Source organism: Gottschalkia purinilytica (assembly GCF_001190785.1).
Taxonomy (GTDB): domain Bacteria; phylum Bacillota; class Clostridia; order Tissierellales; family Gottschalkiaceae; genus Gottschalkia_A; species Gottschalkia_A purinilytica.
Map to the genome: position 1 here is coordinate 179655 of NZ_LGSS01000004.1, position 12559 is coordinate 192213.

Annotated in this window: 12 protein-coding genes; 2 read left to right on the forward strand and 10 right to left on the reverse strand. The window is 29.2% G+C overall.

Annotated features, from left to right (window positions below):
• Nucleotides 1–461: 461 nt before the first annotated feature.
• From CLPU_RS05710 to CLPU_RS05720, 3 genes are all read right to left on the reverse strand, one after another.
• On the reverse strand, nucleotides 462–731 hold the full coding sequence (locus CLPU_RS05710; RefSeq protein ID WP_050354689.1) for a hypothetical protein: 270 nt from the start codon (nucleotides 729–731) through the stop codon (nucleotides 462–464).
• Nucleotides 732–827: 96 nt separating this feature from the next.
• Nucleotides 828–1835 carry a hypothetical protein gene (locus tag CLPU_RS05715; RefSeq protein WP_050354690.1) on the reverse strand — a complete coding sequence of 336 codons (1008 nt, stop codon included), beginning with the start codon at nucleotides 1833–1835 and terminating at the stop codon, nucleotides 828–830.
• A 382-nt stretch (nucleotides 1836–2217) separates the two neighbouring features.
• Nucleotides 2218–2670 (reverse strand): hypothetical protein, encoded by a 453-nt coding sequence (locus CLPU_RS05720; protein ID WP_050354691.1) that lies wholly within the window; start codon nucleotides 2668–2670, stop codon nucleotides 2218–2220.
• A 177-nt stretch (nucleotides 2671–2847) separates the two neighbouring features.
• Between CLPU_RS05720 and CLPU_RS05725 the strand changes: the two genes are divergently transcribed.
• Nucleotides 2848–3057 (forward strand): helix-turn-helix domain-containing protein, encoded by a 210-nt coding sequence (locus CLPU_RS05725; protein WP_050354692.1) that lies wholly within the window; start codon nucleotides 2848–2850, stop codon nucleotides 3055–3057.
• A gap of 345 nt (nucleotides 3058–3402) precedes the next feature.
• Nucleotides 3403–5436, forward strand: a complete 2034-nt coding sequence (locus CLPU_RS05730) for a hypothetical protein (RefSeq protein WP_050354693.1) — start codon at nucleotides 3403–3405, stop codon at nucleotides 5434–5436.
• Nucleotides 5437–5470: 34 nt separating this feature from the next.
• Here CLPU_RS05730 and CLPU_RS05735 read toward each other — a convergent pair whose 3' ends face one another.
• The 7 genes from CLPU_RS05735 to CLPU_RS05765 all read right to left on the reverse strand — a co-directional run bounded on the left by CLPU_RS05735 (nucleotide 5471) and on the right by CLPU_RS05765 (nucleotide 12559).
• On the reverse strand, nucleotides 5471–6280 hold the full coding sequence (locus tag CLPU_RS05735) for a DNA adenine methylase (RefSeq protein ID WP_050354694.1): 810 nt from the start codon (nucleotides 6278–6280) through the stop codon (nucleotides 5471–5473).
• Entirely contained in the window at nucleotides 6270–6494 is a 225-nt protein-coding gene (locus CLPU_RS05740; RefSeq protein WP_050354695.1) for a helix-turn-helix domain-containing protein, read from the reverse strand. The genes CLPU_RS05735 and CLPU_RS05740 overlap by 11 nt, the downstream gene beginning before the upstream one ends.
• Complete coding sequence (locus tag CLPU_RS05745; protein WP_200898504.1) at nucleotides 6494–7345, reverse strand: DNA-methyltransferase; 852 nt, start codon at nucleotides 7343–7345, stop codon at nucleotides 6494–6496. The genes CLPU_RS05740 and CLPU_RS05745 overlap by 1 nt, the downstream gene beginning before the upstream one ends.
• A gap of 321 nt (nucleotides 7346–7666) precedes the next feature.
• Complete coding sequence (rlmD, locus tag CLPU_RS05750; RefSeq protein ID WP_050354697.1) at nucleotides 7667–9037, reverse strand: 23S rRNA (uracil(1939)-C(5))-methyltransferase RlmD; 1371 nt, start codon at nucleotides 9035–9037, stop codon at nucleotides 7667–7669.
• Between the two features lie 498 nt (nucleotides 9038–9535).
• Nucleotides 9536–11335, reverse strand: a complete 1800-nt coding sequence (locus CLPU_RS05755) for a MutS family DNA mismatch repair protein (RefSeq protein WP_050354698.1) — start codon at nucleotides 11333–11335, stop codon at nucleotides 9536–9538.
• A gap of 395 nt (nucleotides 11336–11730) precedes the next feature.
• A complete protein-coding gene (locus CLPU_RS05760) occupies nucleotides 11731–12132 on the reverse strand; it encodes an FxsA family protein (RefSeq protein ID WP_050354699.1) in 402 nt (133 codons plus the stop codon).
• Between the two features lie 7 nt (nucleotides 12133–12139).
• Nucleotides 12140–12559, reverse strand: coding sequence for an acyl-CoA thioesterase (locus CLPU_RS05765; protein ID WP_050354700.1), 420 nt, complete (start codon nucleotides 12557–12559; stop codon nucleotides 12140–12142).

The window sequence follows — 12559 nt, forward strand, 5'->3', positions numbered from 1 at the left end:
TACATAGTTAAACTAATCATTATAGCATAACACAAGTGTATATATTAAGAGAAAAAAGAATAACTTTCTTGCATAAATACAACAAAACAAACAGAACACACCTGTTTATCCTTGTATTAAATGTACTTTAAAAATTAGCAAGAAAAATTAATCATTTTTTCACCTCAAATTTCAAATTTTTTATCATTGTACTACTATACGTCAAAAAAGTCAATAAAGAGTGAATCAAGAAAATCTATTTCTTATCTATCTTCACAACACACTCTACATGCCTTAAGGTGACAATAAAGATGCCTATTTCTGACACTACCCCCTTAGAAGGCACTACATTTTTTCGAAATATCTTCATTCTTTTTGAATGTATGTTTCAATGATTCCACTAAAAGTCTTTTAATCTTAGGTCTAATCAATGTAAGTTCAGCTTTGATGGTATATTGCTATTTTTTTGCTGATTTTAAATATTATTCTTCATTTGTTTTTAGTTGTTGTGTGGCATCAATCTTAAAATCACACTTCTCACAATAAAGGGTTGTCGAATCATATTCAATGTCTAATTCTAACTCCTCAAACACACCTTTTTCTTCGCACCTTGGACAGTATTTAGGTAGCTTTTCACCTTCTTCATATACGTCATCTTCAGCAATTAATTTTGAGCAATAATGCTCCTCGTAACAGCTCTCACAAAGCTCTAATAAGCACTCTGAGCACTCTCTAATAAATAATATCCACATCTTTCGCATTCTATCATTTTGATTCCTCCTAAAATTAGTATAGGATTAAAGATTTCCTTCTCCTACCACAACTATAACACGGAGATTTAAACTTTACTAAGTACGAATTTTAGGATTTTCTATATTTTTATATAATATTTCATAAAGTTGTCGTGCAGTTCTAATTTTTTTGTTATTCCAATCCTTTATCTCAACTATCGAAAACAAAGGATAGTTCTCAACCATCATTTTTAATAACATAATCTTATCCTGTTCAAGAACAAATGATATTATATTAGAATTTTTTATTGTTAAATACTTTATATATAGAATGTTAATAAGTCTATTCAACTCTATTGAAATACCCTGTTCATTTATAACTGGTTCTACAATTTCATTAATATAAAGATACCTATGTGCTAAAAATCTGTTCTCACAACTAAAGTTTTGAGAATTAAAGCTAAATAATAAGCTTAAAAGTTCAAAGTTAATATCTTCTACAGATAAATTCGTCTCACAAATATAAGATGATATTTTATAAATAAGTTCTATTGAATATTTATTTTCAATTTCATAGAAATGAATCATATTCTTAAAAATATTTTCATGGCTTGTATTTACTTTTTTTAATGAGAGAAAGTATTGTTGAATTTCGTTTTGCCTTTCCCGAAACTGTTTGTTAGTATAATTTTTATTTGAACAGACTCTTTTGCTTATGATGTCATCAAGCAATTGATATTTTTGCATATTTTCCAGTTGTATAAATTTAAATGAGTTAATTTTGTATCCTTCTAATCTGTTGTTTATCGTTTTCATATTAGGTGAATTTAGATCTTCAATATCACTAACATTAATTTTTAGAGATAATTCCGACTTTAAAATCTCTTTATAATATCTTACATACTGTTTTCTTCTTTTATAAGACTGATATTCACTTTCTTTGCAAGATGCAAGTAACCATGATGATAGTGATTTTATTTCATCATTTTTATAATATACATCTTTTAGTATTTCAAAAATAACCTGATTAACAAAATCTTTAAATTCTAACTTTCCTGCAAAACAATATTTAAATATTTTCTCGTCTATTTCATCAATGACTAATTTTTTTAATTTCTCGTACATTAAATTTCCTCCCACAGGTATTCAAGGAAATAACTATTATTATATTATTTATTTTCGTTGCAACAGGACTACAATTTCTGTATGCCTTGTGGCTACAAAAATGATGCTACTTTGGACCTGGTGGTGCCTTGGCGGAAAGGTAAATTTCTGAAATAGTCGACTATACAGGCTGTTTTTTTCATTGCTTTATACCTATTTTTACTTTTCAATTTGATCTAATTGTAAGAAACAAAACCTTCAAAAACGTTTTAATCTATTGAAGGCTTTATTCGATACAATCGTATTAAATCTATTCATTATACATAAGGATCGTTCAGTATTTCTTTGCCAGAACTTTCATCTTATAACAAATCCTTTAGATATGATGCCAAAGCATCAAAGCTCATTCCTTTTTTGAATCCTCTGTTTCTATATATCCACAATTATTTTGAGTATTATCGAATAGTAACTCACAAGTTCTTCTTGGAAATTTTCCGAGTGCAGAATCAAAAAAGTCATTCCATACAGAATAATGATGGGTATGTATAAATTCCTCCCACGATTGAATAACCTCATCTGCAGGCCTTATATCTATAATTTCTATTTCCTCCAGATTTCTATCATTAACTGCTCCCCATGCTTTTTTCAACATATCAATAGCTGCTTGGTCACTTTTAGGCGCACTATATCCAAAGATGGTCAACCTATATGCACTTTGCAGATACTGGCCTAATTGTTTCCAACTCATTGAAATATATGTGTTGTGATCATAATTTTTCTCTCTAATGGGATATAACAATTGTACTCTTTTTAGCATTCGCTCACACTTAGAGCAAATAGCATAAGGGCTACCCAATACCACTCCCCCCTTACCTATATGAAAATAGCATCTTAAGGAGTTTCCATTATTTCATAGGTAAATTATAGCATAAATTATCGCTATCTCAATATTTATTTTACATTCGTGAATTTTTATTGTGCCATCACTAATTTTGTGATACACTTCATTTTATAACTAAGGCGAGGTGATAATATGTCCATAAGTTATAAAAAACTATGGAAACTTCTTATAGACAGGGACATGAAAAAGAAAGACTTAAGAGAAACAGCTGGTATTAGTACAGCTTCAATGGCTAAACTCGGAAAAAACGAAAATGTTAATACCGAAATTTTAGTAAAAGTATGTAATGCTCTTAACTGCAACATTTCAGATATTATGGAAATTGTTGATGATGATAATTAATTTGTAATAGAACATTGGCTCCCACTATTCCAATTAACCAGCCAATTCCATGGTCAATTTATGATCATTGAATATGTATATTACTGATTCGGTTATAACATCGCAAAATCGATACTACATAGATACTACATAGAATTTGGTACATGGCACATTTGTAATGGGCAACAAAGACTTCAAATTGTAATCTATCAAAATAGAAAGGAGATTCAATGAATATGATTAATTATCTTAGTGTAATTAGTGGAACTTGCTGCAATAGATTAATAGCTACAACACATCTGATTCATTCAAGTAAGCAGCGGAGAAAATTGATTGTAGACTTAATGAAAGAGAGGAGGAAGTAAAATGCAGATTCAAACATTCAAAATTCATGGAGATAATATTGTTGAATGTGAACGTATTTTTAATTTTATATCTCGTAGGATTAATATCATTGATATAAATAAACAATTTATTTCGCAAGCATCAATCCAAATAAATGTTACTTTTATTTACAATAAGTCTAAATTTCAATGGAGACTTATTTATCATCCGGGTTTTAATAAATCTAATCGTAGACGCTGGAATAATAATATTTTTGATTCATTAAAGACAGCAGGTAGTTTTTTAGATGAAACACCAGATGCTATTATAACTCAAGTTAGCTCTGAGGAACAAAAAGAAAAAATATTGTGTGCCATTGAATTTTGTAGTGCTCTACAAGCCGGGAATCAAGCTTGGCAACGCAGTGGACGAGCATATTCAACTATTAGAACAGGTTGTCCTTATCTTTATATTGTTGATTTTGTGAAATATGAACTGGATTCCACGACAAGAAAAAGAAAAGCAATAAGGACACCAAATCCTGCTATACCTTACAGTTACATTAACAACACAAGACAAGAAAATGTATTTGGAGCCCAAGCGTTTGTTAAATCGGAGGAATTTGATGAAAGCAATCCTTTACTAAAAAATTTTGATGAATCAATTTTCTCAGAAGACGACATTGCAGATTATTTAATAAACTTGATGCTAGGGTATGATACTACCAAATACGAGAAATCTCTACTTGATAAAAACTTAAGAATGGTAAACTATTTCTCGATACATACCAATGGACAATATTATTTCAAACCCGACGACTGGAAACGTATTTATAAAGGTGAAACAACTGTTATAGAGCTATCCAAGGAAAAGAAATGGGAATTTAGCAAGAAAATTGCAGGAAAGTCTATGTCAGGAAAACTTAGTGAGTTTGTTAAATTATCAAAAAAATATGCTTACGGAATATCCTGCAAGGATTTGCCATTTGGAATTGTTCCAGCAACTAAAAAACCTAACTTTATTAAAGAATTAATTTCACTTTATCCAATTAGTCAAAATGACGCTCAAACAATTTTAGAAGATAATCAGGATCTTCTAATTTGCCTTATTAAAGGCTTCAAACCTAGAGGGGATGATAATCGACCTGATCGTGGCTTGCTACCGTTCTTGGCTATGCTAACGTCAGAACATGCCAGAATATTGACTTTAATTTATGGGCCTATGAACGCTACCCGTATCGAGCAGATTAAAAACAATCCAAGTGCAGTTGCACGAGTAAACGGTTTTTGGAATGTTTTTTTAGGATTAAGCGACTATCTATTACTTGATGTCCCAATACTAAATGAAAAAGGAAATGCAACACTTTTTAGAACTAATCGCACGTATAAACAACAGTGTACAGCTTTATCAGCTAAAGAGGTTATTTTTTCAGATGTTGTTTCACCTATTCCTAATAGTATACATGAAGATGATGTAGATTCTACAATTCATATGTTGTTTACCAGTTTGCCTTCTACTAAATGTTTTGAAGGTTTATGCAATCCACCTGGAGGCGATTGGAGCGGTCTCTCTGTTATTGTCAATCAATGTGAATATAGATGGGTATCCCTACCACGAGTTAGTGGTGAAATTAATGGAAAAAGACCAGACCATGTATTGCAACTTAACCCTTATGACGATAATTCTATAATTTTGTCGATTGAGTCTAAGGATAGATCCTTTGATTTAGAACCTAATGTAGGAACTCAGCTAAAACAATACATTAAATATTTATCTACGTTTATTCCCAGCTGTGAGAAAAATCTTAATGGTGACTGGTCAATTTCTAGTAGGAAAATTTCTCTTAACTCATGTAAGATTGTTTCTGTGGCTGCATTTATTGATTCTGGATCAGAAGATTACGATCATATTCATAGATTATCTGCATGTGACTTAATATTTGCACTAAGCCCTAAAGAAATTGGCTGGAACATTAAAATTATAAACTATATGCCTGACAACTCCGTATATACACAATTAAAAGAATTAATACTATCACACCCAAACAACATAGGAATTACTTGTACTTTTTTATAAGGAAAGAAGGCGCACTTAATAGGCGCCTCTTTTTTTAATAATTTGTATACAATGATTCATAGACCGTATTGCTCTGCTTATCCATTACTTTTTTAAACGCTGATTTTCCTGCGTGTAAATAATAGTGGTTAACATATAGATTATCTGGTAGCTGCACACTATAATCCTTATTAGTAGTTTTTCCATCAAAAGACAACGCCCACTTAACTCCGCGATTATTAAGCTCTTTTAGATAATCAAAAAACTCATCAAAATCGATTGTGGATAGATTATAATAACGGCCCTTTGTGTTAAAATACGGGGGATCAAGATAAATAAAGTCGCCTTCACTTGCTTCTTTTGTAGCCTCTTTATAATCACATGCTTTAAAGGTTACCATTTGTATACGACTCGACCAGTCTAAGATAATCTTTCTAAGGGTTTCTGGGTTAATTCCTTTCCTTGAGTAATGTAATGAATTGTTAAATTGACCATTACTGTTAAATCGAATTAATCCATTAACACATGTACGTGATAAAAATAACAAATTATACGGAGAGAATGAACTATTAAATTCATCTCTTATTTCATAATAGACCTGATAACCTTCCTCTTGCATCCTTTCCCATTGTTCACGATAATAATCTGCCAAACCAATAGGGTCTTTCTTGATAACATCCCATAATTTTATTAAAGGTTCACAAATATCTGAGCATATAGCGTTACTAGGATTCAAAGCATACATTATAGAACCGCCCCCTAAAAAGGGCTCGAAATATTTATTATGTTTTGGAATTTTATTAACTATTTCAAAAGCTTGACTGCGTTTGCTTCCACTCCATTTAATAACTGGCTTAATATTCATCTTCTTCTACCTCAACAATTAATTCATTTGGATCAGCTTCTAGAAACTCTGCTAATCTAACAAATGTAGTCTGCAACGGTGTTTTTCCATTGAGAAATTCGTATATTTTTGGTTTTGAAACCCCTGAGAGTCTTGAAAGCTCATTTATTGTTTTTATATTTTTATCAATCATGGTTTTCCTTATCTTTTTCTCATCAGCTATATACTTTTTCATTATTCTTCACCTTTGTTAATACTATCAAAAATATTCATTTGATTATTTAACATAGCATGTTCCAATCTTTTATGTGCAATATCTACATAATGAGGGTCAACTTCATACCCTACATAGTTTCGACCCAGTTCCTTAGCTGCTAAACATTCACTCCCAGCTCCTGAAAAGGGTGTTAGCATAATATCTCCTTCTCTTGATGAAAGTTGAATCATTCTTTTAAGAATCCTTAGAGGCTTTTGGGTAGGATGTTTCCCATATTCTAATTCACGTTTCTCTTTGTTATTAGATATATCCCATACAGTTCTCATCTGTTTTCCAGGCTGCTTTAAAGAATCGTAATCAAAATTACCATTTTTAGAATATTCATAGTCAAAATAATACTCACGCTTTTTACCGCCTTTATTACACCATAATATGGTTTCGTGGCTAGCAGTTAATCGCCTACCAGCTAAATTAGGAAAGGCATTACGCTTGTACCAAATAACTTCGTTAATAATTTCTATATTAAGAAGTTGACAAACTACATTTATAATTCCAATGTTGTGATATGTACCAAAAATCCACATAGAACCAGTTGGTTTTAGAATTCTTTGCGCTTCAGTTAGCCAAGTAATTGTAAAGGCAAAGTACTCCGATAAAGACATATTGTCCCAACTTTCCATAACCTTGTTCCAATTGCCACCCATGCCTGCAAGTTTTACACTATTATCCCATTTCCACTCGCCACCTTTTGATAAATTATAAGGCGGATCTGCTATAATCAAATCAACTATATTGTCTTTAAGGGTTTTCATTCCTTTTAAACAATCTTGATTGATAATAATATTTAACTCCATACATTTTACCTCCATTTAATCTTGTTGTAAGCATATCACTTCTTTATGTTATTGTCAATATATATTTACAAAAAAGAAATATATATTGACAATTTTACAAAATAGGACTTTTAATTACCTAAGGTAATGATTTTGTATCAATATTCATCTATTCTATCTCCACAACCCTACGAATTTATCTAATCTGTCAACTCAACTCTACGCACATTTTTGCAGTCGACTTGTTTCCTCAATAAATAAAAATAAGGATTTTCGAGGTTAAAAGTAACTGCCGAACAACTGGCAGAAAATCTTCCAATCTCGGAAACCCTTTATTTATCAGTGTTTTGAATAGCCTTATTTATCAATCCTTGACATCAATACCACGCACTCCACATGACTAGTCCCCGGAAACATATCCACAGGCTGAACCTCCAAAGCCTTATACCCATTCTCACTAAGGTACTTCAAATCCCTAGCAAGTGTTGAAGGGTTACATGATACATATACAACTTTCTTTGGTTGCATTTTTACTATAGTATCTAGTACTAATTCATCGCAGCCCTTTCTAGGTGGATCAAGTACAACTACATCAGCCTTTATTCCTTTGTCATATAGTTTTGGAAATATGTCCTCTGCTGTCCCATCATACAACTCTACATTCTCTATATTATTAAGCTTTGCATTCTCTCTAGCATCTTTAATAGCTTGTTCTACTACTTCTATTCCATATACCTTCTTAGCCTTCTTAGATAAGAATAGTGATATAGTTCCTATACCACAATATATATCAAATACAGTTTCATTTCCTTTTAGATCTGCATACTCAAGTGCTTTATTATATAGCACTTCTGTTTGAATAGGATTAACTTGAAAAAACGATTGTGGAGATATTTTAAATTTTAAATCCCCTATATAGTCTATTATCTTATCTTCTCCGTATATAGTTATATTCTTTTCTCCCATTACTAAATTTGTCTTTTTAGTATTTATATTTTGAACTATACTTTTTATATTTGGTATTTTACTTGTTAAAGTATCTATGAGTTCATCTTTATATGGTATTTTCTTAGTATTTGTAACTATTATAATCATAAGGTCATTTGTTCTAAATGATACTTTAGTTAGTATGTGTCTTATAACTCCCTTATTAGTTCTTTTATCATACCCTTTTACATCATACTTTTCCATGAATTCTTTTACTATTTCAATTACTTTATCATTTAATTCATGTTGTATTATACAACTTTTTGTATCTACTATTTCATGACTTCCTTTTTTATAGAATCCTATCATTGTTTTATCATTATATATTCCTACAGGAACTTGTCCTTTATTTCTATATCTAAAAGGACTATCCATTCCTATTGTAGGATGAACTACAGTATCCTCTAGTTTAGCAATTTTTCTTATATCATTAATAACTTTATTTGTCTTTATTTCTAATTGTTTATTATAGTCTAGTTCTTGAAACTGACATCCTCCACATAAATGTGATATCTTACATTTTGATTCTATTCTGTGTATTGAAGGTTCATATATATCTAGCATTTTTCCTTCAGCAAAGTTTTTCTTTACTTTAGTTATTTTTGCTTTTCCTTTATCTCCTACTATCCCGTCATTTATAAATATAGTGAATCCATCTATTTTTCCTACTCCAAGTCCCTCGTGACTCATATCTATTATTTCTATATCAACTACATCATCTTTCTTCACAGGTAAATCCATTTAAAGACTCCTTTCATTGAGCTTTCTTCATATTATATCTAGTAAATATATATCAGATATATAAATAAAATTAATAAAATATTATATATGTCACTATACAATAATTTAATATAATCTAATATGTTATATTTTTCAATGATAATGAGACATAATTTTATAATAGTATTTCTTAAATTATTTCAAAAAAAGAGCATACCTCATAGGTATGCCTAAATAGAATCAGTTTTCCCTTAATTTTTTGTGTCATACTATACATTTTATACCATATATGATAATTCTATACATGGCGTACTTTAATTTTAAGTTCAGATTATATCTATTATATATTCTACATAACTTTATTTCTACCTTTTAAAATAGAAACCTATTATATCTTTTTCTATTATTTTATCATAAAAAACTATTTTTATTTTATTTTTAGAAATAATATATCAATAAATATTGTTTTTTGCTACTAAAGTAAGTATATAATTACAATTAACTTTTATTAGATAACTTCTATTCGGTTATTTCAATACCTACCATTTTCATAAGATACCTTGCATTTGTAGTATACGAACGGCCTTCTCTTAACTTATAGTCAAAACCTATTTGACCATCGCTATAGCTTTCTGAAAAATGGTAGTTCTTTATTTTATCTCTATTTTCTAAATCACATAACTCAAAATCATGTGTTGACATTAATCCAATTACCCAATCCCGACTTAAATGTTTTATAACATTTTTAGCCCCAATAATTCTATCTTTAGAATTAGTACCTCTAAATATCTCATCAATAAGAAATATCATTGGTCGCCTTTTAGGTAAATGTTCAATTATCATTTTTATTCTAATAAGTTCAGCATAAAATGTTGATAAACCTTCGTTTAAATTATCGCTTATTCTCATAGATGTAAATATGTCCATAATAGAACACTTAAGGTCTTTAGAGCAAACAGGTGCTCCAGCATATGCCAAAATTAAGTTTACTCCTATTGTTCTAAGAAATGTAGTCTTACCAGACATATTTGAACCTGTTACAATAAAAATGTTGTTTTTTATGTTCACATCATTACATACACGACTTTCATCATCAATTAGTGGATGACCCATTTCTTCAGCAGAAAACATTGTGTTTTGTGTTGTGAATTTTGGGAAAGTCCATTTAGGATTTATTTGTAATAGTACTGCTAAACTAGAAACACTTTCAAATTCTGCTATTACTTCCGTCCACTTTCTTACTAATCGTCCATAGCTATCTTTCCATTTTTCTAAAGAAAACAAGCATCTATAATCCCACAGTAAAATAATATTTAAAATACCATAGAGAATAGCATTATATCTTAAATCAATCATATCAACAGTTTTGTTTAATTTTTTTATTGATTTAGAAGCTGATCCATCTTTACAAAATAAATCTGATTTTAATTTTTTTAAATAATTACTATTAAATTTCTCTTTTTCTATTAAAGCTAATATATTGGCATATGATTCTAAATCATTTTTAAACTTGTGTAACGAGTTTAGAATAGGCGATATCTTAAAAAAACCTATTATACAAACGACTATATGTAATATTGCAAAAAATAAGAGCAAATATGAAAACTGATACATTTTTAAACTTATTACTAGGAAAAATGTAAGTATCGTTATTATAGGTAATATATATATTATGCCTTTTATCCATTGTGTCTTTATAACTTTACTAGAATTCTCGTAATAATTTAACAATCCTGTCGGGTCTTGCATACTTTTTTCTCTGCATTGACCATAGTAATCCAGCTCTTGGCAAAAATCAATTTTTTCCGATAGTTCTTTTACTGCCTCTTGTCGCTCTAATATATCTTCAATATTTTTTTCTGGCTTCTTTAGTAATCTTATTAGCTTTTTCCTACCATAGAATGTATTTGTTGTATTTATCAATTGAAATAATGATTCCTTGCCAAATATATCTAAATCTTCTAAGTAAGGATAATCCGCATCTAAATTTTCTTCTCCACTATCACTAAAATCCACCCATTTATTATTCATTCTATCAATATATTTTTGATTAATAGCAATCATGCATTTTGCTCTCTTAAGTTTCGATGATATATTAGCATGTTTTATTATAAGAAATATAAATAATGCATATGAAGAAATCATACCGTAGGAAATATAAGGCGAACGTTCTACTTTTATGAAGACATAAGTAAGTGCTAATGCTAAAATTATAGTAACTAATCTCAAAGTACTAATAAAATCATACAATTTTTTGTATTTTGACTCTTTCTTTTCAAAATATTTTACACGTTTTAAAAATTTATTATTGATTGACATATACCCCTCCTTCTATATAGCTTTTATTAAATTATTTAATACACCATTAAAACAATAATAAACAAAAAAATATAGCAATAAATAAAACTAGGCTGGTAGTATAATTAAAAATTAACTTCTTTATGAATAATTCTATAAAATTTTTAGTTCTGATATTTTTTTATTTATATAGACTTATCATATTACTAAAAATTACATATATCAATACAATCCAATATAAATATTAACTTGTAATAAAAATTAGTTCTGATTCTAGTTAAAATAAAATTACCACCGTCTTAAAATTTATGGTGGTAATTTAGATTGAACAATAATATCTTTCCATTTTATAATAGACGTTAAATATTGTTTAGTCATATTTTGAAACTGAGTATTAAATTCATACTATATATATTTTACTTCCACCTTTTAAAATAGTAACCTACTGTACCTTTTCTTATCATGTTTGAAAATACTTTTTTTATTATTTTACCATAAAATCTTCTAGTAATAGGTAGAGCTAATGTAATTCCTACAATATCACTTATAATACCTGGAGTTATAAGTAAAGCACTACCTACTATAACACATAATCCATTGATAAGTTCAGTTCCTGGAATTCTACCTTCATTTAATTCTTGTTTTATCTTATATAGTATTAAGGTTCCTTCAGTTCTTGCTAAATAAGCCCCTGCAAGTCCAGTAACTAATACTATAGCAATTGTAGTTCTTATGTCTGTTACCTGTGCTAGTTTTATTAATAACGCTAGTTCTACTAATGGTACAATAGTAAAAACTAGTAACAGCTTAAATAACATCTTATATTTATTCCTCCTTGATATTTTGGTCTAATTTATCCCAAATATCTCTATACTTCTTTTTAAAGTTTACTGGCCTTAATTCTTTAGATACGAAAGCATGTATTGTATACCCTGTTGCTAAAAGTGATTCATCTTTTTTTCTCACTATTTCATATTCAAATTTTAGCTTTACAGAAGTCAATTCTTTTAACCTTGTTTTTATAATTAATTCATCATCATATTTAGCTGATATCTTATATTTACATCCTACATCTACTACTGGAACTAATATTTCTCTCATTTCTAGCTCTTTATATTCCATACCTAGTGTCCTAAAAAATTCAGTTCTTCCTATTTCAAACCATATAAAGTAGTTTGAATGATAGACTACTCCCATTTGATCTGTTTCTGCATATCTTACTCTAATTAAAGTTTCATTTATCAT